The sequence below is a fragment of the Mesoterricola sp. MK458 genome, assembly GCF_055384935.1.
This window is the reverse complement of the sequence record NZ_AP045075.1, coordinates 1,033,433-1,059,246: the sequence shown is the minus strand read 5'-3', so window position 1 is coordinate 1,059,246 and position 25,814 is coordinate 1,033,433. Positions and strand designations below refer to the sequence as shown.

The window sequence follows — 25,814 nt, the reverse complement described above, 5'->3', positions numbered from 1 at the left end:
GGCTTTTTTTCCAACTCAGCCTCGCAACCCAAGGTTCGGCCTCCGGGTATCCATGCGCAAGACCTGCAAGGGCTTACGTGATTCCGGTCATGATGTTGAGACATTTTCTCAGGATTGACGCATGCACCTTCAAAGTCGGTTACGGCTACGCTTAACCATCATCCGGAGTCTGCATGTGGAAAGTCCCGTTCGCCCTGGTCACCGTCCTGGCCCACGCCGCCCCGGACGACACGAGGCTCTCCGTGGAAAGCCTCTACCACCCCACACGCAAGGCTTCCTATGTGGAGGCGCTGGGCTCCCGCTACCTGTGGCGCCCTGACGGGACCCTGCTGGAGGAACGCACGGAGAAGGGCGCCCTGGACGCCATCAACCGCATCCAGGGGGGAACCTTCGCCCCCACCCGGCTCCTGGACCGCGCGCAGCTGGGCGAGGCCCTGGCGGCGGCGGGCGCGGACGCCGCGGACCAGAAGGCCGCCGCCACCGCCGGCGGGCTCACCTGGAACGCGGCCCGGAACGCCTTCGTGGTCCGGGGCTCGCGCGACCTCTACCTCGTCGAGGTGGGCACCGCCAAGGCCCGCCGCCTGGGCGCAGGGGACACGCCTTCCTTCAGCCCCGACGGGGCCTGGGTGGCCTTCCTGGACGGATCCGACATCCGCGCCGTGGAGCTGGCTTCCGGCAAGGAGGTGGCCGTCACCACCGGCGGGGATGCCACGCACCTCAACGGGCGCCTGGACTGGGTCTACCAGGAGGAGGTCTTCAATGAGCGGGGGAACTTCAAGGGCTACTGGTGGTCCCCGGACTCCAAGCGCATCGCCTACCTCAGCCTGGACGAAAGCCATGTGCCTGTCTTCACCGTCATGGACGACCGGACCCAGCCCCAGAAGCGGGTGGACACCCACTACCCCAAGGCCGGCGATCCCCTGCCCACGGTGCGGGTGGGCCTGGCCACCCTGGACGGCCAGACCACCTGGATGGAGGACCCCTTCCCCGGCCAGGACACCCTGGTTCCCCGGGTGGGCTTCGATCCCTCGGGCCGGCTCCTGGTGCACTTCACCGACCGCATCCAGTCCTGGCTGGAGTGCCGGGTCTTCGAGGGCACCGCCAGCAGGCCCCTGGTGGTGGAGCGGAGCCGGGCCTGGGTCGAGCATCTCCCCCTGCCCCACTTCCTCAAGGACGGGCGCTTCCTCTGGCAGTCCTCCCGCAGCGGCTTCCAGCACCTCTACCTGTACGATCCCCAGGGGCGGCTGCTGTCCGCCGTGACCCAGGGCCCCTGGGACGTCCACCGGGTCCTGGGCACCGACGCCTCCCACGTGTACTTCGAGGGCACCCTGCGCACTTCTGTGGGCGTGGACGTGTACCGGGCGGGCCTGGAGGGCGTCAACGACCACATGCGCCTGCTCACCCAGGCCCCCGGCACCCACGCGGTGACCTTCAACGCCACCTTCACCGCCTCCGTGGACCGCTGGAGCACCGTGGACACCCCGCCCCAGGACCTCTTCCTGGATGCCGAAGGCGTCGTCCTGCACAAGGTTGAGAGCAAGACTTCAAACGCCTTCAAAGCCCTGCCCAAGACCAAGGTGGTCTTCCAGCAGGTGCGCACCCGGGACGGCTTCCCCATGGAAACCATGCTGGTGCTGCCTCCGGGCTTCGACCCCTCGAAGAAATACCCCGTCTTCCATTACGTGTACGGGGGCCCCAACGCCCCCCTGGTGAGGAACGCCTTCAGCCGCACCGCCCTGTGGTACCAGTTCCTGGCCCAGCAGGGCATCGTCACCTGGATCTGCGACAACCGCAGCGCCTCCGGAAAGGGCACCGCCGCCTTCGGCGCCTGGCGCAACCTGGGCGCCCTGGAGCTCCAGGACCAGCTGGACGGCCTGGCCTGGCTCAAGGCCCAGGGCTGGGCGGACATGGACCGCATCGCCCTGCACGGCTACAGCTACGGGGGCTTCCTGGCCGCCTATGCCCTCACCCACAGCAAGGCCTGGAAGCTGGGCATCATCGGCGCCCCCGTCACCGACTGGCGCCTGTACGACAGCGTCTACACCGAACGCTACATGGGTCTGCCCAGGGACAACGCCGCGGGCTACGACGCCTCCAGCACCCTCAAGGCCGCCGCCAACCTCGGCGGCAAGGTGATGCTCCTCCACGGTACCCTGGACACCAACGTCCACCTGCAGAACTCCGTGCAGTTCCTGGACGCCCTGGGCAAGGCGGGGCTCACCGCGCCGCTGGTGCTCATGCCCGGGTCGGACCACAGCCCGAGGGCGGCGCAGAACCAGTGGGAGATGTACGCGGGGATGTGGGAATTCCTGAAGGCCAACCTTTAGGTGGGTTGGGGCGACCTTAATTAGTCGACTGGCTCTGATGGATTTTGATGGCTCGGTGACTTCGGGTAAAAAGCCCGTACGCCGAGGACGCGGAGGCGCTGAGTTACGCCGAGGTGGCTTCGCATCCGTGGCGCCGACCCATTCAGCCCAGGCCCTGCCCGCTGACGCGGGCCGCGTCGCAGGCGACGCGCGGCAGGGCGCGCAGGTCCTTCCGCATGCAAGCCTGTGGAAGGACCTGCGCACCCTGCCTTGGACGGGCCTGGGCTCATCGAACTGGATGGGAACCAGCGCCGTGGTTCCTTGGTGACTGGAATCGTGGGGCATTGATCCGCATCGGCCGGAACACGACCGGCGCCGACAGATTGCGGCAGGGACGAACGATGCACGCCCTGCAACCCCTCGAAACCCCCAACGTCACGCCCAGGCCCGTCAAAGGCAGGGGGCGCTGGCCCGCCACAGGCTCGCATGTGGAAGGGCCAGCGCCCCCTGCCGCGCGTCGCGGCAGCGACGCGGACCGCGTGAGCGGTCAGGGCCTGGGCGGCATGGGTCGGCGCCAAGGAGGCGAAGCCACCTCGGCGTGACTCAGCGCCACTGCGTGCTCGGTGTACGGGTTTTTTGCTTGAACCCGCCACCCCATGGCGTACCTGCCCGACCCGACATCGGGCCTAGTTCGTTTCCCCATCCACATAGGCCCACTTCCCGTCTTCCCGCACGAACCGGCTGCGCTCCCGGTGCAGCATGCGCTTGCCGTTGATCAGGAGCTTGGCGTGGAAGACAACCACCCCGCTGTCGTCGTCCTTGCCGCCCTGTTCGGTCTCAAGGATTCGCAGGGAGATGCATTTGACGGCCCGGCAGTAGCGCTCCAACTCGTCCCGGTCGATCTTGGCGCGCTCCTCCTCGCTGGTGGTGGCCACCAGGTAGTCGGCGCGGGCCATGGCGTAGGCGGAAAAACGGCTTCGCATGAGCTTTTCGGCCGTTTCGGGGAGGGCCCTGCCCAGGAGGTAGGGTTCGCAGCAGCGGTCGAAGGTCCGCTTGGATTCGCAGGGGCAGAGTCGGGACATGGAAGGCCTCTTGTAATAACGATGTCCAACCAGGGTAATGCATAAATCCCCGGGCCGCTCCCGGCCCCCAAGAATGCCAATCCCGCATTGACTTTGAGGGGGGGAGTGATAGGCTGGGGCCGAATACCCTTTCACGTTTCCTCTGAGAAATCGTTTCTGCTAGCTCCCCGGCCTCCGGGCTGGGCTATGTTTCACATTTTTTCATAGGAGTATCCATGCTTCGAGCCTGGATGGACAAACTCAAGGTCACACCCTTGACGCGCAGGATCTACCTGGGCGTAATGGCGTGTTTTTTCGCCCTGGCCTACGCCTGGGGCCAGGTCTCGGCCCCGACGGCGGTCGCCGCCGAGACTGAGGGCGCCAAGTTCGAGTACTTCGCCCTGTTCAACAAGCTCAGCGGCGAGTTCACCAGCGCCGAGCGCATCGGCCTGCTGTTCGTGCTGGGCATCGCCGTCATCGGCCTGATGTACGCGCTCCTGCTCATGAAGCAGGTCAACGCCGCCGACGAGGGCACCCCCAAGATGCAGGAGGTGGCCGCCGCCGTGCGCGAGGGCTCCAACGCCTACCTCGCGGCCCAGTTCAAGAAGATCGGGCCCCTCATCGTCATCATCACCGTGATCCTCTGGTTCACGGTGGAGGACAAGCACTTCGCCTTCGGCCGCGCCGGGGCCTTCCTCATGGGCTCCCTGTTCAGCTGGGCCGTGGGCTTCGTGGGCATGCGCCTGGCCACCACCGGCAACCTGCGCGTCGCCGCCGCCGCCCGCCACAGCTACGGCGAGGCCATGCAGCTCGGCTACCGCACCGGCACCGTCACCGGCATGCTCACGGACGGCCTCGGCCTCCTGGGCGGCACGATGATCTTCATCATCTACGGCGTGCACGCCTACGAGGCCCTGCTGGGCTTCGGCTTCGGCGGCACCCTGCTTGCCCTGTTCATGCGCGTGGGCGGCGGCATCTACACCAAGGCCGCTGACGTGGGCGCCGACCTCGTGGGCAAGATCGAGAAGGACATTCCCGAGGACGATCCGCGCAACGCCGCCACCATCGCCGACAACGTGGGCGACAACGTGGGCGACTGCGCCGGCATGGCCGCGGACATCTTCGAGAGCTACGAAGTGACCATCGTGGCCGCCATGATCCTTGGCATGGCCTCCTTCGGCCACAAGGGCGTCATCTTCCCCCTGCTGGTGCGCGGCATCGGCGTGCTGGGTTCTATCATCTCCACCTACACCGTCAAGGCCGGCAGCGAGGACACCTCCGACACCGCCCTGAAGAGCGTGCACCGCGGCTTCTGGATCGGATCCCTGATCTCGGTCGCCGGGTTCTTCATCCTCGGCTACTTCTACCTGCACTTCACCCCCACGTACCTGGCCAACAATCCCCTGGCCGCCGCGGGCTTCCCCATGAACGATCCCAACCAGCTCGCCGTGTGGTTCAACTTCGGCGTGCCCGGCCTGGACATGCGCCCGGCCATCACCTGCCTCATCGGCGTGTTCCTCGCCGTGGCCCTTAACAAGGTCACCAGCTACTACACGCACACCACCCACGCCCCCGTGAAGAGCCTGGCCCGTGCCTGCACCACCGGCCACGCCACCAACATCATCGAGGGCTTCGCACTGGGCTATGAGTCGACCGTCGCCATGATGGTCGTCATCGTCGTCGCCATCTTCCTCTCCGTGCTCACCTACCACGGCGCCCCGCCGATGTTCGTGGCCTACGGCGTGGCCATGACCGGCATCGGCATGCTGACCCTCACGGGCAACACCATCTCCATGGACGTCTTCGGCCCCGTCGCCGACAACGCCAACGGCATCGGCGAGATGGGCTACGAGAAGGAGCAGATGGAGAAGGAGAAGCCCGGTTCCTACAAGCGCGCCCGGCAGATCCTCGCCGACCTCGACGCCGTGGGCAACACCACCAAGGCCGAGACCAAGGGCATCGCCATCGGTTCCGCCGTCATCGCTGCCGTGAGCCTCTTCTCCAGCTTCATCGCGGTCATCGCGGTGGGCTCGGAAGCAAACATCAGCAAGATGACCCTCGGCCAGTACCACGACCAGGCCGGCTTCCTCTCCGTGGCCGAACCCAAGGTCTTCATCGGCCTCCTCATCGGCGGCTGCGTGCCCTTCCTCTTCAGCAGCCAGCTCATCCGCGCCGTGGGCCGCGCCGCCTACCACATCGTCATCGAGTGCCGCACGCAGTTCCGTGACGCCGCGATCTGGGCCGGCACCAAGAAGCCCGACTACGGCCGCGTGGTGGACATCTGCACCAACACCGCCCAGAAGGAGCTGGTGGGCCCCGGCCTCCTGGCCATCACCGCCCCCCTCCTGGTCGGCCTTCTCCTGGGCCCCTACGCCCTGGGCGGCTTCCTGGCGGGCATGATCCTCGTGGGCCAGCTGCTGGCGGTCTTCATGGCCAATGCCGGCGGCGCCTGGGACAACGCCAAGAAGATGATCGAGGACGGCCTGTACGGCGGCAAGGGCTCCGAAGCCCACAAGGCTTCCGTCACCGGCGACACCGTGGGCGATCCCCTCAAGGACACCGCGGGCCCGGCCATCAACCCCCTGATCAAGGTCATGAACATGGTCAGCCTGCTCACCCTGGCCGTGCTCATGAAGTTCACGCTGTTCCCTGTGGCCGGCCAGTTGAACGGCAACAAGCTCGGCGGGATCCTCGGCGCGGTGATCTGCATCGCCGCCATCGCCTGGTCCATCGTGAAGAGCAAGCAGGAAACCCCCGGCCTCATCGCCGACGAGGACATGAAGTAGTTCCTTTCACGTTCACGGAAAACGCCGCCTCCGGGCGGCGTTTTCCGTTCAAGACCTTCATGCGGAACCGGAAGAGGGAGTGATGCATTATTAATTTGCGTGGGTGGGGTGTCTCGCCCGCCTTGGATTTCGCAAAGGACGCTCCATGCCGTCACCTCATTCGCTATGCCTGCGCGCACTGATTCCGGCCCTCGTCCTTGGCGCCCCCCTCTCCGCCCATTTGGTAATCAGACCGCTCCCGGCCATGGTCCAAAGCGGCACGACCCTGTCCATCGAGGTGGAAGTGACCGACCGCGCAAGCTCCGGGACGCTCACCCTGCTGGCCTGGGAAGGGGACCAGGTGGTCTACCGGTCGGAACGGCCGCTGCTGGGGTTCGCACGTGAGAGGTTCACGATGCCCATCCCGCCCAAGACCACGGCCCAGGACCTGGTCGTCCAGGCCAGGGCCGGAACCGTGCACTCCCCGCGCGTGGCCTTCCGGCTGATCCCCGCGGTGGCGGGCCTGCTTCCCGTCGAGGGCGGAGATGAGGCTCCGGCTGCCATCAAGCACTCCAGGAGCGTGATCCGGCCCTCCTCCAGCACCAGCCCCCTGGACAGCCTGACGGCCCTGCCTCCGGGCCTCGCGAGGCATGTGGCCACCTTCGATCCTGGCGCCCTGCGCATGGTCAGCAGGAAGCTGAACCAGGCCGCCCAGCTCGCCACGGATCACCTTACGATCCAGGGTGGGATCAACAATACCGAGCTCACCCGGTTGCTGCAAAACCACAGGATGATTCGCTCCATCTGGTTCCAGGACACACCCAACCTCTCCCCCAAGGGCATCCTCCGGGCCCTGGCCCCATGCCGGCGCCTGACCACCCTGAAGGTCACCTGCACGAAACTGACCTTCGGCCTGGTGAGGGAAATCCTGACGGCCCACCCGACGGTGATCCACCTGATCTATGAGAATGAGCTGGACGTCCAGGCGGCGGAGGTAGATCTCTTGCCCGACCGGCTCGAAAGCCTGTCCCTGAGTTCTGCCGGCCTTCGGGACGAGGCGCTCCTCCGGTTCGCCAACCTCAAGGATTTTCGCATCCGGAACAGCCAGGTTTTCACCGGCGACCGGCTTCCGGCCGGGCTCCAGTCGCTCCAGGTCGAGAATGGCCCCCTGTTCACGGGCAACGGCTTGCCGGCTTCCCTGACGAACCTCCAGGTGCATGGCGCGGACCGGTTCCAGGGCCTATCCGGCCTGCCCCGCCTGCAGGACCTGTCCATTCGCGAATGCGCAGGGGTCTCCCTCGAGAACCTGCGGGAGGCGGTCCTGCACGCTCCCGGGCTTCAGACCTTTTCCACCGACCAGGCCGCCGGGATCCTTTTGGAGGCCCTCCCCGAAGGCGTCCGGGAACTCCACTTCCACAATGCGGGCGGTGTCGCCCCCGACGCCTTCGCGCGGTTCGCCCAGCTCCGGGTGCTGGACATCCAGTCGGCTCCGGGGTTCACCGGAGCCCATCTGCCCGCAGGGTTGACCGTCTTGAATGTGACGGCATGTCCCCACTTCGGCTTAAACCCCCTTCCCGCCCGCCTGGAAAACCTGCAGGTCTTGTGGTGCGCCTCCTTCTCCGGCCAGGGGCTCCCGGGCAGCCTTCGGTCCCTGGAGGTGGAGTGCCTCCGCGCGCTCACGCTGGACGCCCTCATGGCCCTCGTGGATCAGCTGAAGGGGCTGCAGAGCCTGACCATTCACGGCGTCTGGGAGCCAAACCCTGACGCCAGCCGGTGGCAGGCCCACCCCGCCCTGCGGGAAGTGACCTGCTACCCAACCATCAACCATTCGCCACGGATCTGGCGCCGGCCTGTCCCCCGGAAGATCCCGCTGATCGCGCAGCCCGAGTTCGGGGACATCGGGATGGAGGCCCCGGAGGCCCCCGCTCCCTCTGGCAGGAGAGGGAAGGCCGCGTCCAGCTCCTCCACCAGCTCCACGGTGCCGTGCGGGCTGGCCGCCCTGCCCGTGGACGCCCTGGTGACGATCGCGGACTTCACCGGGCCCGGAGCCCTGCGCTACCTAAGCGAGCGCCTGAACGAGGTCGCCGAGACGGCGACCCGGCAGTTGACGATCCGCGGGGAGATCGACGACGAGGACTTGCATGCCCTGATCCTGAAACACCCTCATGTGGAAACCCTCGCCTTCGGCTTCACCCCGCACCTCTCCCCCAAGGGAATCCTGGCGGCCCTGGCCCACTGCAGACAGCTGAGGACCCTCGTGGTCGGCGACAGCCTCAAGCTGACCTTCCCTCTCATCAAGGCGATCATCGATACCCATGACCAACTGGTCTGCCTCCGGATCACGAATGACCTGGAACCGGCGGCGGAGGACAGGATGCTCCGGGTCGATATGCTCACGGACGCGCAGCTGGCACTCCTTCCTGAACGGATGGAGGAATTGGAATTCCCGGCGGACGACGTGCGGGACGAAACGCTCCGCCGGTTCCAGGGCCTTCGGAGGCTGGCTGTATCCAACAACATCCGATCCTTCCATGGCGACGATCTCCCCGCTGGCTTGACCAGCCTCAGGATCACGGCCTGCTGGGCATTCACGGGGAGGCGGTTGCCAGCCGGGCTCGAGGAACTCCATCTCAAAACGGTCTTCACGGCTCCGGACTTCGGCCCCCTGCCCAGGCTCCGGACCCTTTCCGTCCTGAACTGGGCGGCAAATCTGAAGGAGGCCCTGGTGACGCTGTGGAAGAACACGCCCTCGCTGACCCGGGTGGAACTCGATTCCCACGCACCCGACCTGATCTCCGCCCTGCCGGCCAGCCTCACCGAACTTCGGATCCAGGGTGACCCGGAGCGAGGCATGCTGCCGGATGGTGCATTCGCTAGGCTTGCCCGGCTGGAGCACCTGTCCGTGGCCGGAAGCGCTACGTTTTCCGGACAGGGCCTGCCCTTGAGCCTGAGGTGCCTGGAAATCCGTGACTGCCCGAACCTGACAAGAGAGGCCCTGGGGCCTCTGCTGCTGACGCGGCTGGCGGTGGAGGAATCCGGCGGGTTCACCTGCTTCGGCCTGCCCGCCACCCTCCGCGACCTGCGGGTGGAAGCGTGTCCAGGGGTGACGATGCCTCTCATGCTGACCGCCCTCCCCGGCCTGCCCAACCTGGCGCACCTGGCCATCACCGAGGCCCGGGGCACAGCCCTGACGGCCCTCGTCGAAGCCAAGGAAGGCCCCATGGACGAGGCCCTGCTGCGGGCCCACCCCACCCTCTTGACCCTCGTCCATGCTCCCGATCCGCATTCCGAATTCACGTGGCAAAGGCCCGCCGCCGGGCGTTGACCAGCCCCGGCGCCCCCGGGTCCGGGTCATCCCGAAGGATGCTCCATTCGCTCCACCCATCCGACCCGCCGGTGCGGGAGGTGCGCCCCGAATTCGATTTTTTTGTATCGAATTATCCCTGATAAATAAAGGAATCAGAACGTTGCGGAGAATCGACTCTGGAATGGATTTGAGATTCGAATCGCTCAGCGCATAATGAGCCGATCCACATGGCCATGCCAACCGGCACGACTGAACACAACCCAACGAACGCCGGATGCGGCGCATCCGTTAATGCGGAAGGAAGGAGTACCCATGTCCGTCGCTGAACCCAGCCTGGCCGGTGCCGCCAAGACCAGTCCAGGCTTCCTGGACTCATCCGTGGGGAAGAAGGTGGTGATGGCCGTGACCGGCATCATGCTTTTCGGCTTCGTCACGGTCCACATGCTGGGGAACCTGCAGGCCTACATGGGCGAAGCGCCTATGAACCACTACGCGGAGTTCCTGCACACCATGATCCACGGCATGGGCATCTGGGTGTTCCGGGGTGTGATGCTCGTGGCCGTGGTCCTCCACGGCTGGGCGGCCCTGAGCCTCACCCTTTCCAACATGGCCGCGCGCCCCGTGGGCTACCGCGCCACCCAGCACCAGGCCGCCACCTTCGCCTCGCGCACCATGCGTTGGACGGGCGTGATCCTGGGCCTGTTCATCATCTACCACCTGCTGCACCTCACCACCGGCACGGTGCACCCCGATTTCGACCCCGCCAACCCCTACAAGAACTTCGTGAACGGATTCAAGGTTCCGCTGGCCTCGGCGTTCTACATCGTGGCCCAGCTCTGCCTGGGCTTCCACATGTGGCACGGCGTCTGGAGCCTCACCCAGACCCTTGGCTGGTCCCATCCGCGCTACGACCGCCTGCGCCGCGGGTTCGCCTACGTGATGGCCATCCTGGTGGCCGCCGTCAACATTTCGTTCCCCATCGCCGTCCTCGCCGGCATCATCCACCTGTAGAAGGCATGACCATGGAACTGAAATCGAACTGCCCGACCGGACCCATCGCCAACCAGTGGGACAAGCACCGCTTCGACCTGAAGCTCGTCAACCCCACCAACAAGCGCAAGTACAAGATCATCATCGTGGGCTCAGGCCTCGCGGGCGCCGCCGCCGCCGCGTCCCTGGCCGAGCTGGGCTACGACGTGCACTGCTTCTGCTACCAGGACAGCCCCCGCCGCGCCCACTCCATCGCCGCCCAGGGGGGCATCAACGCCTCCAAGAACTACCACAACGACGGCGACAGCACCTTCCGCCTCTTCTACGACACGGTCAAGGGCGGCGACTTCCGCGCCCGCGAGGCCAACGTCTACCGCCTGGCCCAGGTGTCGGTGAACATCATCGACCAGTGCGTGGGCCAGGGCGTGCCCTTCGCCCGGGAATACGGCGGGCTCCTGGACAACCGCAGCTTCGGCGGCGCCCAGGTGAGCCGCACCTTCTACGCCCGGGGCCAGACGGGACAGCAGCTGCTGCTGGGCGCCTACCAGGCCCTGGAGCGCCAGATCGGCCTGGGCACCGTGAAGATGTACACCCGGCACGAGATGCAGGAGGTCATCGTCGTCGACGGCGTGGCCAAGGGCATCGTGACCCGCGACATGGTCACGGGCAAGATCGAGAGCCACGTGGCCGACGCGGTGGCCCTGGGCACCGGCGGCTACGGCAACGTCTTCTACCTCGCCACCTACGCCAAGGGCTGCAACACCACCGCCATCTGGCGGGCCTACCAGAAGGGCGCGGCCTTCGGGAACCCCTGCTACACGCAGATCCACCCCACCTGCATCCCCGTCACCGGCGACCACCAGTCCAAGCTGACCCTCATGTCCGAGAGCCTGCGCAACGACGGCCGCATCTGGGTGCCCAAGAAGGCCGGCGACAAGCGCGCCCCGGGCGATATCCCCGAGGATGAGCGCGACTACTACCTGGAGCGCAAGTACCCCTCCTACGGCAACCTCGCCCCCCGCGACATCTCGAGCCGCGCCGCCAAGCAGGTCTGCGACGAGGGCCGGGGCGTGGGCGACACGGGCCGCGGCGTCTACCTGGACTTCGCCGACGCCACCAAGCGCCTGGGCGAGAACAAGATCCGGGAGAAGTACGGCAACCTCTTCGAGATGTACGAGCGCATCACGGGCGAGGACCCCTACAAGGTGCCCATGCGCATCTATCCCGCCAGCCACTACACCATGGGCGGGCTGTGGGTGGACTACAACCTCATGACCACGATCCCCGGCCTGTTCTGCATGGGCGAGGCGAACTTCTCCGACCACGGCGCCAACCGCCTGGGGGCCTCGGCCCTCATGCAGGGCCTGGCGGACGGCTACTTCGTCCTGCCGGCCACCATCGGCGGCTACCTGGCCACCATCAAGCCCGGCACCCGCATCACCACCGACCACCCCGCGGCCAAGGCCGCCGAGGAGTCCGTGCGGGCCAAGAACAACCGCCTCCTCTCCATCAACGGCAAGGAGACCCCCACCGAGCTGCACCGCGCCCTGGGCAAGATCATGTGGGAATACTGCGGCATGGGCCGCACCGAGGCCAGCCTCAAGCAGGCCCTCCAGGAGATCCCCGCCCTCAAGGAGCGGTTCTGGTCGAACCTGCGGGTTCCCGGAAGCATGTCCGACGTGAACCAGTCGCTGGAACTGGCCGGACGCGTCGCCGACTTCATCGAACTGGGCGAGCTCATGTGCCTGGACGCCCTGGAACGCCGCGAGTCCTGCGGCGGCCACTTCCGCGAGGAATGGCAGACCCCCGACGGCGAGGCCCAGCGCGACGACGAGAACTTCTGCCACGTGGCGGCCTGGGAGTACACCGGCGACGGCAAGACCCCCATCCGCCACACCGAGCAGCTCGCGTTCGAAAACGTCCACCTCGCGACCCGCAGCTACAAGTAAGGAAGGCAGCCCATGGAAAAGCACATCAACGTCAAGCTGCACGTGTGGCGCCAGAAGAACGCCGCGGACAGTGGCCACTTCCAGGATCTCGACGCCCCGGGGATCTCCACCGAGATGTCCTTCCTGGAGATGCTCGACGTGGTCAACGAGAGCCTCATCCACAAGGGCGAGGAGCCCATCGTCGTCGACCATGACTGCCGCGAGGGCATCTGCGGGGCCTGCAACCTCGTCATCAATGGCCGCCCCCACGGCCCCAAGGAACGCACCACCACGTGCCAGCTGCACATGCGCAGCTTCAGGGACGGGGACGACATCACCATCGAGCCGGTGCGCGCCGACGCGTTCCCGGTGATCAAGGACCTGATGGTGGACCGCTCCGCCTTCGACCGCATCATCGCCAAGGGCGGCTTCGTCAGCGTGCCCACCGGCAGCTGCTGCGACGCCAACGCCCTGCCCGTGGCCAAGGAGAAGGCCGACCTGGCCATGGACGCCGCCGCCTGCATCGGGTGCGGCGCATGCGTGGCGGCCTGCCCCAACGCCAGCGCCATGCTCTTCGTGGCCGCCAAAATCAGCCACCTGGCCCTGCTCCCCCAGGGCCAGCCCGAACGCTACACCCGCGCCCGGGCCATGGTGAACCAGATGGACGAGGAAGGCTTCGGCACCTGCACCAACCACGGCGAGTGCGAGGCCGCCTGCCCCAAGGGCATCACCCTCGACAACATCGCCCGCATGAACCGCGATTTCATCAAGGCCAGCATCACCTACCGCCCGGAAAGCGCCACCGGCGGGTTCTAACCCTCCCTGCCCCACGCCCCCGGCCGTTCGCCTTGCGGACGACCGGGGGTGTTCCCGTTCAGTCCCGGGCGCCCTCCACGAAGGCGGCCCCGAGGATCCCGCCCGCCCGGGCCCGGCGCAGGTAGAGGGTGCGCAGGTATTCCTGCTGCTCCACCACCTTCGCCTTGTCCATGGGCTCGGCGGCCCGAAGACGGTCCAGTTCGCCTTCCGCCTGGGCCAGGGTCGCGCTGAGGGGGATCACCTGGATGGAACGGACCTTGGTCTTCCCGGCGTTGCGCTCGTTCCAGTTGTTGCGGGTCCACAGGGGCTCGCAGCGGGCGTCCTCCACCCGCACCGGCTCGGTGCCATCGGCCAGCTTCAGCTTCACGAACCGGCAGTGGAACAGGACCCCGTCCCGGCTGTCGCCCCCGGCCACGGGAAAGAGGTCGGCGCGGTACATGCGGTCCTGGTTGGAGATGAAGTTGCCCAGGGAATAGGCCACGACGGTGCGGCGGGCGCCGGTCTCCAGCACCTCCACGGGCTGGAGCACGTGGGGGTGGTGACCCAGGATGAGGTCGGCGCCGGCCCGGGCCAGGCCCCGGGCCACGTCCTTCTGGCGCTGAAGGGGCGCGTGGAGGTACTCGGCGCCCCAGTGGAGGCTCACCACCACGGCGTCGGCCCGGGCCCGGGCGGCGGCCACGGCCTTCTCGGCCTCGGCGGGATCCAGGGAGCGCACCCAAGGGCTTCCGGCCTTCTGGTTGAGGTTGACGTTGAAGATGTCCGTGAAGGCCAGGAAGGCGATCCTCAGGCCCTTGACCTCCAGGATCCGGGGCGCCTCGGCCTGGGCCCGGGTGGGGCCGCTGCCCACGGCGGGAAGACCGGCGGCCTCCAGGCGCTCGAGGGTTTCCGCCAGGCCCCGGGGCCCCTGGTCGAAGGCGTGGTTGTTGGCGGTGGAGACGATGGTGATGCCGGAGGCCTTCAGGGCGGCGGGCAGGTCCTCGGGGGCGTTGAACTGGAAGGGGCGTCCGGGGCGGCCGGTCTTCGGGGCGATGGGGGTTTCCAGGTTGGCGAAGGCGATGTCGGCCCGCTTGAAGAGGGGGGTGACCTCCTTCCAGAGCTCGGTGAGGCTCCCCGCCTGGGCGGCGGAGGTCTTGACGTCCTGGTGCATGAGGATATCCCCCACCGCCACCAGTTCCACCCGAGCCAGCTCCTCCGGGAGGCGGCCTTCGGGGATGCCCGGGGCCCCCGGGGCACGGCTCCCCAGGGTCAGGACCAGGATGCCGGCCAGGAGCGTTCTAGGCGGGACCGTAGAAGACCTCCACGGGCAGGCCGGGCAGTCCGTCCATCACCTTGGCCGCCAGCAGGTCCAGGTCCCGGGCTGGCAGGGGCCTGGCCTCGGGCTCGGGCGTGGGACGCGCCACGGTGTAGAGCTGGATGCCCTGGAGGGTGCCCCGTTCCCGCACGGCCCGCAGGCACTGGAGGTAGGCCTCCACCTCGCCGTCGGAGGGGCCGCGGCCCCGCCATTCCAGGAAGAGGGTCTGGATCACGATGGGCCAGCGTTCCGCCGTGGCCGCCAGGTTCTCCAGGATGCGGGAGAAGGGCACCTTGGAGCGGTTCACCTCCCGGTAGTAGGCTTCCGTCCCGGCATCCAGCTTGGCCCAGATCTCGCCGTTGGCGGCCATCAGGAGGCCCAGCCCCTCCAGGATCTCGGGGGCCTGGAGCCGCGAGGAATCGGTGATGAGCACCAGCTTCACGTCCTGGAGGCCCTTGCGCGCCTTCAGGGCGGCGATGCGCTCCACCGCCCGGGGGAATTCGCGCAGGGTGGTGGGCTCGCCGTCCCCGGAGAAGGCGATGTCGTTGAGGCGCCGGTGGCGGGGCTCGGCGGTGTTGAATGGGGCCGTGGCGAAGAGTTCGCCCGACTGGGTGAGGTCCAGCAGCACCTCCATCTCGCGCTCGAGCTGGTCCAGGTCCACGTCCCGCCGCCGGGCCGGGGTGGCGCGGTCCACTTCGCAGTAGACGCAATCGAAGTTGCACACCTTGTCCGGATTGAGGTTCACCCCCAGGCTCACCCCCTTGCTGCGGCGGGAGATGACCGGGTAGCAGTAGTCGAAGTCCTGCCAGGTGCGCCGGTGGTCCAGGTGGGCTGTGACGAGCTTGCTCATGCCTGAAGGATACTACGGGTCCCGGGTCCGCTCCCCGCTTCCCGTTGGGGAGCGGCTACAATGGGCTTTCCAGAGTACTGCCGCGGAGGGCTTCCCATGAAGAGGATCACCGTGCTCGGAGCCGGCCGCGTGGGCGCGACCATGGCCCTGGACCTCGCCCGGGACGGGGAATTCGACGTCACCGTGGCCGACTTTTCCGAGGCCGCCCTGGCCCGCCTCGCGGCCAGGGGCCTCAAGGTCACGGCCCGCGACCTCTCCCACTCCGGGGAGGTCACCGAGGCCGTCCAAGGCGCGGACCTGGTGGTGGGCGCCGTACCCGGCTTCATGGGTTTCCGGACCCTGAAGACCGTGCTGGAGGCCGGCAAGCACGTCGTGGACATCTCCTTCTTTCCCGAGGACCCTTTCCTCCTGGACGACTTGGCCCGGGAGAAGGGCCTCATCGCCATCATGGACGCCGGCGTGGCCCCGGGCTGCGACAACTTCATCGTGGGCGACCTGCAGCGACGCCTGGACACCATCGGCAATTTCGAGTGCTACGTGGGCGGTCTCCCCGCCATCCGCACCTGGCCCTTCGAATACAAGGCCGGCTTCAGCCCCGTGGACGTGGTGGAGGAGTATACCCGCCCGGCCCGGTACGTGGCCCACGGCAAGGAGATCGTGATGCCCGCCCTCAGCGAGCCCGAGCTCATGGACTTCCCGGGGATCGGCACCCTGGAAGCCTTCAACACCGACGGCCTGCGCTCGCTCATCCACACCGTGGACGCGCCCTTCAAGAAGGAGAAGACCCTGCGCTACCCCGGCCACATCGAGAAGATGCGCATGCTGCGTGAAGCGGGGTTCTTCGGGCTGGAGCCCATCGACGTGGGCGGCGTGAAGGTGGCCCCCATGGACGTCACCACCCGGCTCCTCTTCCCCATGTGGCAGATGGAAGAGAACGACGAGGATTTCACCGTCATGCGCGTCATCGTGGACGGCACGAAGGACGGCAAGCCCGAGCGCCACGTGTGGGACCTGCTGGACCGCTACGACCGGGAGACGAAGATCACCTCCATGGCGCGCGCCACCGGCTATTCCTGCACCGCCACGGTGCGCCTGGTGGCGGCGGGGCTCTTCAGCCGCAAGGGCATCGCGCCGCCGGAGTACGTGGGCAAGGTGGAGGGGTGCTGGGAGTTCATCCGGAAGGACCTGGCCAGGCACAACGTGAACTGGGTGGAGACGCGGAGCTGAGGCTCCTCAGGGTTCGCCGGCCGCCTCGGGCCGTCCCATCAGGGGGAACCGGTCGCAGGGTTCGTAGCGGGGGCCGATCCAGTCGAACAGCGTGAGGTTGCGCACCTCGAAGGCGAGCCGGAGGTCCTGCTGCAGGATCAGGTCCACGGCCTGGCCGTAGGTTCCCCGCGCGGTGTCCCCCTGGGCCAGGGTGACGTGGGGCATCCAGCGTTCCGGGCGGTACAGGGGCGGGATCTCGCCCCCCAGCCGCGCCAGCTCCACGCAGGCCCGCTGGTGCAGGTCGAGCAGGACGGGGGTCTTCACGACGGGGGCATGGAGGATCCGGGCGGGCGCGCCGAACAGGCCGATGCCGCTGGTCTCCAACATGAACGGCGGCAGGGACTGGGAAATGCGCTCCAGGAGTTCCTTCACGTCGAAGTGGGTGAGCCCGTTGAAGGCCAGCAGCGTCACGTGGGGAAAGGGGACCTTGTGGACGCCCGACAGGCCGAACTCCGCCTCCAGCTGCGTCCACACCCCGCGGACTCGGCTGGCGGCCGGGTCCTGAAGAACCAGTGCGATGGTGGACATGGAAGCATTATACCCGAAGGCCCCGATCAGAACCGGGCGGTGAGCGTCAGGCCCTGGAACCCCGGGGAGAAGGCGGGCGCCACCTGGAACTCGGCGCGGCCGGCCCGGGAGCGGATCCCCCGGTTGATGCGCACCACCCCGCGGCCCATGACGGTGCCCACCAGGGCGCCGGCCACCACGTCCGAGGCGAAGTGTTCGCGGGTGCCCAGGCGGGCCAGGCCCACCAGGCCGGCGGCACCGTAGGCGCACCAGCCCACCCACGGTTCGGTCGAGCGCATGGACAGGACGGAGGCCATGGCGAAGGCCTGGGCGGCGTGCCCGGAGGGGAAGGCGTTCTGCGCGGAGAAGGGCCTGAAATCGTGGGTCCCCTTGCCGTCGTCGGGCCGGGCCCGGCCGAGGCCGTACTTCAGGGGCAGGATGGCCACCTGGGCCAGGACGGTGGCCACGCCCATGTCCACCACCACGGACCGGGCCTCGTCCCGCCCCGCGAGGCTGAAACCGAGGTAGCCGGCGCCCATGAGGATGAGGCCCCCCGTGCCGCCGGGCTGGGAGAGGTTCCGGAACAGCCGGTCCCGGGCATCGGTGCGGTTGCGGGTGGAGGCGTCGGCCAGGGTCCGGTCCAGGAGCAGGGCCGTGCCCACCACGGCGGCGGCGCCCACGCCCAGGGCCTGCCAGTCGGAGGTGGTCCAGGCGCCCGGGGCCCGGGCCACGGTCGTGGCGTCCTCCCAGGCCAGGCCCGGGAGCCGGGTGAACCCATCCCGGTCGTAAGGCGTCTGGCACCAGGCCAGGGTGCTGGCCAAGGCGAGGGCCAGGGCCCGCATCAGGCCTTGGCCGCCAGGCGCTGGGCCATGGCCTTGCCCATTTCAGCGGGGCTCACCACCACGGTGATGCCGGCGGCCTCCAGGGCGGCCATCTTCTCCTTGGCGGTGCCCTTGCCGCCGCTGATGATGGCGCCGGCGTGGCCCATGCGCCGGCCCGGAGGGGCGGTCTGGCCCGCGATGAAGGCCACCACGGGCTTGGTGACGTGGGCCTTCACGTAGGCGGCGGCCTCCTCCTCGGCGTTGCCGCCGATCTCGCCCACCATGACGATGGCGTGGGTGTCGGGATCGGCCTGGAAGAGCTTGAAGCAGTCGATGAAGTTGGTGCCGTTGATGGGGTCGCCGCCAATGCCCACGCAGGTGCTCTGCCCGATGCCCAGGGCGGTGAGCTGGCCCACGGCCTCGTAGGCGAGGGTGCCGGAGCGGGAGATGATGCCCACGTGGCCCGGCAGGTGGATGCGCCCGGGCATGATGCCGATCTTGGCCTGGCCGGGGGTGATGACGCCCGGACAGTTGGGGCCCACCAGGCGCTGCCCGGGGTGCTCGGCCAGCACGCGGTTGACCTTGACCATGTCCTGCACGGGGATGCCCTCGGTGATGCAGACGATGAGCTCGATGCCGGCGTCCAGGGCCTCGAGGATGGCGTCCGCGGCCGCCGGGGGCGGCACGAAGATCATGGTGGCGTTGGCACCCGTGGCCTTGCGGGCGGCCTTCACGGTGTCGAAGACGGGGAAGCCTTCCACCTCGGTGCCGCCCTTGCCGGGGGTGACGCCGCCCACCACCTGGGTGCCGTAGTCCCGGCAGCCCTTGGCGTGGAACAGGCCTTCCCGGCCCGTGATGCCCTGGACGATCAAGCGCGTGGAATTGCCGAGAAGGATGGACATGGGTGACCTCGGGGAAGGGGTTCAGGCGTCGTCGCGGAAGGAGTCGGGATCCGGCCCCGCCTGGGGCCGGGACGGGGAGATGCGGGGGTCCGGCAGCCTCGATTTGAGGGCGCGGAGCTCGGTGAGGTACCGGCGCTTGACGGCGTCGAGCTCCAGGTTCCTGCGGTACAGCTGCAGCACGAGGGCCACCACCACCGCCAGGTTGAGCGGCACGGCGATCCACATGAGGAGCGGGGCGTGGAAGGTCGTCTTCTCCCAGTTGCCCGCCCCCACGATCCAGATGAAGAGCCACATCATGGGCAGGAAGCCCACGGTGACGTAGAAGAAGCCCCATCCGATGCGCCAGGCTCCCCGGTGCATGACGGACTGGTACTCGGCCCATTTGGCCTCGTACTCGGCCTTGGGGTCGGCGGCCGTCATCGGATGGAGGCCACGACCTTGCGCGCCGCGTCGTCGAGATTGGCGGCCACTTCGATGCGCAGGCCGCTTTCGGAGAGGATGCGCTTGCCCTCCTCCACGTTGGTGCCTTCCAGGCGCACCACCACCGGGATCGTCACGCCGATGTCCTTGGCCGCCTTCACCACGCCCGCCGCGACGATGTCGCAGCGCATGATGCCGCCGAAGATGTTGACCAGCACGGCCTTGACGCCCGGATCCTGGAGGATGATGCGGAAGGCGTTCTTCACCGCCTCCTCGGAGGCGCCGCCCCCCACGTCCAGGAAGTTGGCCGGACTCGAACCGTGGTACTGAATGATGTCCATGGTGGCCATGGCCAGGCCCGCGCCGTTGACCATGCAGCCGATGCTGCCGTCGAGCTTGATGAAGTTCAGGCCGAACTTCGAGGCCTCGATCTCCGCATGGGCCTCCTCGTTGAGGTCGCGGTAGGCCAGGATCTCCGGGTGGCGGAACAGCGCGTTGTCGTCGAAGGCGATCTTGGCGTCCAGCGCGCAGACCTCGCCCTGGACCGTGACCACCAGCGGGTTGATCTCGACCATGGAGCAGTCCTTCTCCACGAACAGGCGGTAGAGGTTCTGGAAGAACGCGGCGCCCTTCTTCCAGCTTTCGCCTTCCAGGCCCAGCGCGAAGGCCAGCTCCCGGGCCTGGTGGCCGGTGAGGCCCAGGGCGGGATCCACGGCGATCCTCACGATCTTCTCGGGGGTGTGCTCGGCGACCTCCTCGATCTCCACGCCGCCCTCGGTGGAGGCCAGGGCCGTGACCCTCCCGGTGGCGCGGTCCACAAGGAAGCTCAGGTACAGCTCCCGGGCGATGTCCACGGGGTCGGAGAGGAAGACGGTGCGCACCGTGCGGCCCTCAGCCCCGGTCTGCTTGGTGACCAGATTCATCCCGTTCATCTTCGAGAAGAGTTCGGCGGCCTCCTCGGGGGTCTTCGCGAACTTGACGCCGCCGCCCTTTCCGCGGCCGCCGGCGTGGATCTGCGCCTTCACGACGGCCTTGCCGCCCATCCCGGTGGCGATGGCGGCCGCCTCCGCCGCGTCCCGGGCAACCCGGCCCCCCGGCGTGGCAACGCCGTACTGCCTGAGTAGTTCCTTGGCCTGGTATTCGTGGATGTTCATCAGGTCTCCTGGAGCGTGGCGCGGGTCGCGGAGCGCATAGTGTAGCCGGATCCTGGGTCTTTGTATCAACGAGTCCGGCGGATAGACTGGAGGTGTCCCCCCTTGGAGCCCGCCATGCCCCAGTTGGACCGACTTCTGGCCCACATCACCCCGCGGGGCGGCCTCCGGCTTCGCCTGGAGCCCAACGCCCCGCCCGTCCTGGAGCTGTCCGGGGGGGTGGAAATGCCGCTCCTGGCCAACCCCCTGCCCCCGACCATGGTCGAGGCCCTGGCCAAGGAGGTGGTGCCCACCGCCAAGGAGGCCGGCCTCGCCGCCACCGGCGAAGCCTTCTTCGACCACGAGGCCGGCGGGGAGCTGTATCGCGTTCTGGTGAGCCGCGGGCCCCAGGGCACCCGCATCACCGCGGAGCCCTCCCGGGGCGCCGCCACGGAGACCCAGCCCCTGCCCCGGCGCACGAACCCGGCGCCTGCGGCCGCGACCATCTCCCTCCCGCCCGCGAAACCCGCGCCGGATCCGGCCGCCGGAACCCGCGCCCAGCCCGCCAACAGCACCCACCCCCTGGCCGAATCTCTGTTCCGGGCCCTCCTGGAGCGCAAGGGCTCCGACCTCCACCTCAGCTCCTTCGAGGCGCCCATCGTCCGGGTGCACGGGGACCTGGAGGACCTCACGGACTTCGGGATCCTGGGGCCCACCCAGCTCATGGAGATGATGGAGTCCCTGGCACCGGAGGCCGCCTGGCGCCAGTTCAACGACAAGCACGACGCCGACTTCGCCTACCCCTTCGAGGCCGGGGGCTGCCGGCTGCGGGTGAACTACTTCATGGACAGGGTGGGGCCCGGCCTGGTGTGCCGGGTCATCCCCAACGAGATCCCCGACCCGGACAAGCTGGGCCTGCCCGACCCCGTGCGGCGCCTGGCGGCCCTCAACAAGGGCCTGGTGCTCGTCACGGGGCCCACCGGCTCGGGCAAGTCCACCACCCTGGCCGCCATCATCGACCTCGCCAACCAGCAGCGCGACGACCACATCCTCACCATCGAGGACCCCATCGAGTTCGTGCATCCCCGCAAGCGGTGCCTGGTGAACCAGCGGGAGGTGGGCACCCACACCGAGTCGTTCAAGTCCGGCCTGAGGGCCGCCCTGCGCGAGGACCCCGACATCGTCATGGTGGGCGAGATGCGCGACCTGGAGACCATCTCCATCGCCCTGGAGACGGCCATCACCGGCCACCTGGTCTTCGGCACCCTGCACACCTCCAGCGCCATCGGCACCGTGGACCGCATCGTGGACCAGTTCCCCGCGGACCGCCAGCAGCAGATCCGGGTGATGCTGGCCGACGCGCTGAAGTGCGTCATCAGCCAGGCCCTCCTCAAGCGCATGGGCGGGGGCCGCATCGCCGCCCTGGAGACGCTCTTCATCACGCCGGCCATTTCCAATCTCATCCGGGAGGGAAAGAACTTCCAGATCCCCAGCGCCATGCAGACGGGCCGCGCCTACGGCCAGAAGCTCATGAACGACGCGCTGGTGGAGCTGATCCTGGCCAAGCAGGTGGAGGCCAAGGAAGGCTACCTCAAGTGCCCGGACAAGGAATCTTACATGAACGCACTGAAGCGCGCGGGCATCGAGTGGGACCTGCGCGCGCACGAGGCGCAGCAGGGGTAGTGTAGGGCCATTGGATTTGTGGAACCAATTCGCCCAAATGGAATGTTGAGAAATATTCGAGTAAAGAACACGTACGCCGAGCACGCCGAGGCGCAGAGTTGCGCAGAGGTAGCTTCGCATTCTCGGCGCCGACCCATGCCGCCCAGGCCCTGCCCGCTATCGCGGGCCGCGCCGTTACCGGCGCGCGGCAGGGGGCGCAGGCCCTTCCGCATGCGAGCCTGTGGCGGGCCAGCGCCCCCTGCCTTTGACGGGCCTGGGCTTGATGCGCCGGATCCCGGAAACCGGCGAGGCAAGTGCATCCCGCCAGGAATGGCCTGAGCTTTTTCGAATACCCCGAGCTATCAGACTTCCGAGGCGTTTCGGGTTCTGGAGGAGGTCATGCAGAAAGGCGGTGCCCTGGAGATGACGTTCGAGGAACGCAAGGTCGTTTCTTGCGTGCCAGACCCCTTCCGGGAGGGTCCCTCGACCCCTAGGAAGGCCCCCCGACCTGACATCTGATCCGATTGCTGAGCCCAGGCCCGTTCAAGGCAGGGGGCGCTGGCCCGCCACAGGCTCGCATGCGGAAGGGCCAGCGTCCCCTGCCGCGCGCCGGTCACGGCGCGGCCCGCGAAAGCGGGCAGGGCCTGGGCGGCATGGGTCGGCGCCAAGGATGCGAAGCCACCTCTGCGCAACTCTGCGCCTCGGCGTGCTCGGGTCGGGTAGGCCCGGGGCGTTGCCGCCCCAGGCCCCCCTCAGATCCGGACGTGCCCGATTAAGGCATCCGGCTCCTCAGATCACGTGAGTAGCTGCGGGCATGAGCGTCACTGTCCGCTTCAGCCTTGGGGGCGGGAGCGGGAACCGCTTCAACACCTTCTCCATGGCCTCCCAGGTCAGGACTGCCCTTTGGGATCTTCGGCCCAGCCACTTCTTCCAGAGGTGACTCACCTCCCGAGCGAAGTTCCTGATGGATCTGAAGTTCCCCGTAATCCCGTAGTAGTTGTAGTGTCCAATTAGCTTCTGGCGCAGGGTCTTGTGCTGGTCCGAGAGCCGGTTATGCCGGTTCTTCTTCAGCCAGTCCCCTGTGGCCTTGATGGCGCGGCTGAACCGTTTCTTCGAGGTCTTCCGCTTCACCACCCAAGCCCCCTTGAGGGACTTGCCCCAGTAATGGGTGAATCCCAGGAAGTCGAAGTTGCCGGGTCCCCCTCCGGGGTCCCGCGGTTCCTTCGGTTTCCGGAACTCCACCAGCCGGGTCTTGTCCGGGTGGATCCTCAGTCCGAACCTTTCGAAGCGCTTCGGCAGCACCTCCAGGACTCGCCGGGCATCTTCCTCAAGGGCAAAGCCCATCACGAAGTCGTCCGCGTAGCGGACCAGAAAGGCTTGACCCCGCAGACGGGGCTTCACTTCCCGCTCGAACCATACGTCCAGCACTTCGTGGAGGTAGATGTTGGCCAGGGTCGGGGAGATCACACCCCCTGGGGAGTGCCCGTTTCCGGGTGCGTGATGCATCCTTGGTCGAGAACCCCCGCCTTCAGCCATTTGCCGATCAGACGCTTTACCACTCCGTCCCGCATCCGCTTGTCCAGGATTTCCCGCAGGCAGCCGTGGTCCAGCGTGTCGAAATACTGCCGGATATCCACGTCTAGCAGCCACCCACCGCCCAGGTTCATCGTCTGCTGCCAGATCGCCTGCAGTGCCTGGTGCGCCGACCTCCCGGGCCGGAATCCATACGAGCAGTCCAGAAAGTCCTGCTCATAGAGGGGTTCCAGGAGCATGACCACCGCCCTCTGGAGGACCTTGTCCTCGAAGGTGGGGATGCCCAGAGGACGCTGGGTTCCATCCGCTTTGGGGATGTATACCCTTCGCACCGGAGGGGCCTTGTAGGGGTCGCCGGCTTTGGCTCGGTTCAGCAGGGATTGGAGATTTGCCTCCAGATTCTCCGCGTATTCCTGGGCTGTTTGGCCATCCACCCCTACTGCCCCGTCCTTACGGGTTTGCCGGTAGGCTTCCTGAAGCCATTCGATGTCCATGTGGTGGGACAAGCTGCGAATTGCCGCCTCCGGCATTTGCCGGGACAGTTCCGCTATCCGTTGTTGTTTCGTGCAGACCGAGCTGGGAGTCGATATTCCCATGGTCTTTCCCTCCGACGATTCCGTGATCTGGCAGCCCCTTGGCTCCAGCGGGTCCCTCGGAACGGTTCCCCACCTTCATCGCTACTACGAGCTGCTCCGACTCCCTGCCGCCCTTCCCGCCGCCGTCATTTGGTTCCGGCTGGCGGTACCGCCTTCGCATCCGGTTGTTCGCTCCTGATCGGGTCGGTGCCCCCCGTCCAGGCCAGGGTTGTTTGGATCGTGGCGTCCCCAACCACGGGTCCAGGCGGAAACGACAGGGCCTCCCAGGTTCCTGGGGGACCCCCTGCGGACATGCCCTGCTCTGCGACCCCGGCGGGACCTTTGAGCCAGGCCGTTGCGGCTCTAAGGTGCGGCCTTCCGTTCGTACGAAAACGTCGGCTCCCACGGTAATAAGACTTTCGAGGCTCGATCACACGGCCTATACGCTCGCTGTCTACGCTTCGAAGGGTGGGTCACCCCACCACCACGCAAGACTCGCTTCTGGCTGCTGGCCAGCTTTGCCAGATGGGGTTGGCTACCCATCGGGTCCCATTGCGAGGTTTCAGGTGATTAGGTCATCCGTCCTCCTCGCCCAAGCTTTGCCTGGCGCACCGTACGGGTCCTTTACCCGAACAAACCGAAACCTCAAACCGGGCTAGGAAGGTTCCGCTATTTCGATCGGGCTACTAGTTGCTTCGCGCCAGGAGGATGTCCGGGATGTCCAGCAGCAGGCGCTTGGTGCCCTCGTGCCCGTCCACCCCCGCCAGCGCGGCGGTGGCGGCCCCGGAGGCGCGGCGGGCCAGTTCCCGCGTCTCGCTGAGGGCGTCGTGGCGCTCCAGGAGGTCGCGCAGGGCCTTCTCGTCGGCGGGGGTGATGGGGACCTTCTCGCCGTTCTCCCAGATGCGGGCGATGACCGGGCCCGCCTCCCGCGGGGCCCGCTCCAGCAGCGTGAGCATGGGGAGGGTCAGCTTCCCCTCCCGCAGGTCGGAAAAGACCGGCTTGCCCATTTCCGCCTCGGTGGACGTGTAGTCCAGGAGGTCGTCCACCAGCTGGAAGGCCCTGCCGATCTCCAGGCCGTAGCGGCGCAGGGCCTCGCAGTCGGCCTCGGGGCGCCCGGCCAGCACGGCGCCGGTCTCGGTGCAGCCCGCGAACAGCAGCGCCGTCTTGCGCTCCTGGATGTCGAAATAGTCCTTGCGGGTGGTTTCCAGGTTGAACAGGCAGTCGTTCTGGATGAGCTCGCCCTCGATCATGCGCGTGGTGACGTCAGCCATGATCTCCAGCATTCGGAACGACCTGCCGGCGATGGCCGAGGACATGGAATGCAGGTAGAGCAGGTCCCCGAAGAGCACCGTGAGGGTGTTTCCCCAGAGGGAATTGAGGGTCGGCTTGGCCCGGCGGGTCTGGGCGTGGTCGATGACGTCGTCGTGGATGAGCGTGGCCGTGTGCACCAGCTCGAAGACCACGCCGAACCGCACGTCTTCGCTGGAGTCCACCCCGCACAGCCGGCTTCCCAGCAGCACCAGGGCCGGCCGCAGGCGCTTGCCCTTGCCCGAGCCCACGTGGGCGGCGAGCCTGCCGATCACGGCGACCTCGGAGGTGAGCTTGCGCTGCAACTCCTCCTCCACCTCGGCCAGCTTGCCCGAGATGGGAAGGAAATAGCGCAGCAGGTCGATGCGGGCCATCG

The 25,814-nt window shown here is 67.5% G+C and carries 17 protein-coding genes and 1 pseudogene; 8 read left to right on the top strand and 10 right to left on the bottom strand.

Annotation, left to right across the window (positions count from 1 at the left end; all coding sequences use genetic code 11):
• Window positions 1-173: 173 nt before the first annotated feature.
• A complete protein-coding gene (locus tag ACZ5LB_RS04590) occupies window positions 174-2,327 on the top strand; it encodes a S9 family peptidase (protein WP_464604942.1) in 2,154 nt (717 codons plus the stop codon).
• 665 nt (window positions 2,328-2,992) lie between these two features.
• On the opposite strand, the gene ACZ5LB_RS04585 is transcribed toward ACZ5LB_RS04590, so the two are convergent.
• A complete protein-coding gene (locus ACZ5LB_RS04585; protein ID WP_464604941.1) occupies window positions 2,993-3,388 on the bottom strand; it encodes a YchJ family protein in 396 nt (131 codons plus the stop codon).
• Between the two features lie 215 nt (window positions 3,389-3,603).
• Between ACZ5LB_RS04585 and ACZ5LB_RS04580 the strand changes: the two genes are divergently transcribed.
• The 5 genes from ACZ5LB_RS04580 to ACZ5LB_RS04560 all read left to right on the top strand — a co-directional run bounded on the left by ACZ5LB_RS04580 (window position 3,604) and on the right by ACZ5LB_RS04560 (window position 13,173).
• Window positions 3,604-6,153 (top strand): sodium-translocating pyrophosphatase, encoded by a 2,550-nt coding sequence (locus ACZ5LB_RS04580; protein ID WP_464604940.1) that lies wholly within the window; start codon window positions 3,604-3,606, stop codon window positions 6,151-6,153.
• Window positions 6,154-6,436: 283 nt separating this feature from the next.
• Complete coding sequence (locus tag ACZ5LB_RS04575) at window positions 6,437-9,457, top strand: hypothetical protein (protein ID WP_464604939.1); 3,021 nt, start codon at window positions 6,437-6,439, stop codon at window positions 9,455-9,457.
• Window positions 9,458-9,751: 294 nt separating this feature from the next.
• Window positions 9,752-10,450 carry a succinate dehydrogenase cytochrome b subunit gene (locus tag ACZ5LB_RS04570; RefSeq protein ID WP_464604938.1) on the top strand — a complete coding sequence of 233 codons (699 nt, stop codon included), beginning with the start codon at window positions 9,752-9,754 and terminating at the stop codon, window positions 10,448-10,450.
• Window positions 10,451-10,461: 11 nt separating this feature from the next.
• Window positions 10,462-12,378, top strand: coding sequence for a fumarate reductase/succinate dehydrogenase flavoprotein subunit (locus ACZ5LB_RS04565; RefSeq protein ID WP_464604937.1), 1,917 nt, complete (start codon window positions 10,462-10,464; stop codon window positions 12,376-12,378).
• Window positions 12,379-12,390: 12 nt separating this feature from the next.
• Complete coding sequence (locus ACZ5LB_RS04560) at window positions 12,391-13,173, top strand: succinate dehydrogenase/fumarate reductase iron-sulfur subunit (RefSeq protein WP_464604936.1); 783 nt, start codon at window positions 12,391-12,393, stop codon at window positions 13,171-13,173.
• A 58-nt stretch (window positions 13,174-13,231) separates the two neighbouring features.
• On the opposite strand, the gene ACZ5LB_RS04555 is transcribed toward ACZ5LB_RS04560, so the two are convergent.
• On the bottom strand, window positions 13,232-14,350 hold the full coding sequence (locus tag ACZ5LB_RS04555; RefSeq protein ID WP_464604935.1) for a CapA family protein: 1,119 nt from the start codon (window positions 14,348-14,350) through the stop codon (window positions 13,232-13,234).
• A 97-nt stretch (window positions 14,351-14,447) separates the two neighbouring features.
• On the bottom strand, window positions 14,448-15,314 hold the full coding sequence (locus tag ACZ5LB_RS04550) for a radical SAM protein (RefSeq protein WP_464604934.1): 867 nt from the start codon (window positions 15,312-15,314) through the stop codon (window positions 14,448-14,450).
• Between the two features lie 96 nt (window positions 15,315-15,410).
• On the opposite strand from ACZ5LB_RS04550, the gene ACZ5LB_RS04545 reads away from it, so the two are divergent.
• A complete protein-coding gene (locus ACZ5LB_RS04545) occupies window positions 15,411-16,541 on the top strand; it encodes a saccharopine dehydrogenase family protein (RefSeq protein ID WP_464604933.1) in 1,131 nt (376 codons plus the stop codon).
• 6 nt (window positions 16,542-16,547) lie between these two features.
• On the opposite strand, the gene ACZ5LB_RS04540 is transcribed toward ACZ5LB_RS04545, so the two are convergent.
• Genes ACZ5LB_RS04540 through sucC form a run of 5 tightly spaced genes read right to left on the bottom strand, consistent with a single transcriptional unit; the run spans window position 16,548 to window position 20,384 of the window.
• Entirely contained in the window at window positions 16,548-17,108 is a 561-nt protein-coding gene (locus tag ACZ5LB_RS04540; RefSeq protein ID WP_464604932.1) for a 2'-5' RNA ligase family protein, read from the bottom strand.
• 26 nt (window positions 17,109-17,134) lie between these two features.
• Window positions 17,135-17,929, bottom strand: a complete 795-nt coding sequence (locus ACZ5LB_RS04535) for a phosphatase PAP2 family protein (RefSeq protein ID WP_464604931.1) — start codon at window positions 17,927-17,929, stop codon at window positions 17,135-17,137.
• Window positions 17,929-18,810: a succinate--CoA ligase subunit alpha gene (gene sucD, locus ACZ5LB_RS04530; RefSeq protein ID WP_464604930.1), complete on the bottom strand. Its 882-nt coding sequence runs from the start codon at window positions 18,808-18,810 to the stop codon at window positions 17,929-17,931. Before sucD ends, ACZ5LB_RS04535 begins: the two co-directional genes overlap by 1 nt.
• Window positions 18,811-18,831: 21 nt before the next feature.
• Entirely contained in the window at window positions 18,832-19,230 is a 399-nt protein-coding gene (locus ACZ5LB_RS04525) for a hypothetical protein (protein WP_464604929.1), read from the bottom strand.
• Window positions 19,227-20,384 carry an ADP-forming succinate--CoA ligase subunit beta gene (sucC, locus tag ACZ5LB_RS04520; protein ID WP_464604928.1) on the bottom strand — a complete coding sequence of 386 codons (1,158 nt, stop codon included), beginning with the start codon at window positions 20,382-20,384 and terminating at the stop codon, window positions 19,227-19,229. Before sucC ends, ACZ5LB_RS04525 begins: the two co-directional genes overlap by 4 nt.
• Window positions 20,385-20,498: 114 nt before the next feature.
• Between sucC and ACZ5LB_RS04515 the strand changes: the two genes are divergently transcribed.
• A complete protein-coding gene (locus tag ACZ5LB_RS04515; protein WP_464604927.1) occupies window positions 20,499-22,043 on the top strand; it encodes a type IV pilus twitching motility protein PilT in 1,545 nt (514 codons plus the stop codon).
• A gap of 768 nt (window positions 22,044-22,811) precedes the next feature.
• Here ACZ5LB_RS04515 and ltrA read toward each other — a convergent pair.
• Together ltrA and ACZ5LB_RS04505 are read right to left on the bottom strand one after the other, a co-directional pair.
• Window positions 22,812-24,049 (bottom strand): annotated as a pseudogene (gene ltrA / locus ACZ5LB_RS04510) (group II intron reverse transcriptase/maturase).
• 767 nt (window positions 24,050-24,816) lie between these two features.
• Window positions 24,817-25,812: a polyprenyl synthetase family protein gene (locus ACZ5LB_RS04505; protein WP_464604926.1), complete on the bottom strand. Its 996-nt coding sequence runs from the start codon at window positions 25,810-25,812 to the stop codon at window positions 24,817-24,819.
• Between the last annotated feature and the right edge of the window lie 2 nt (window positions 25,813-25,814).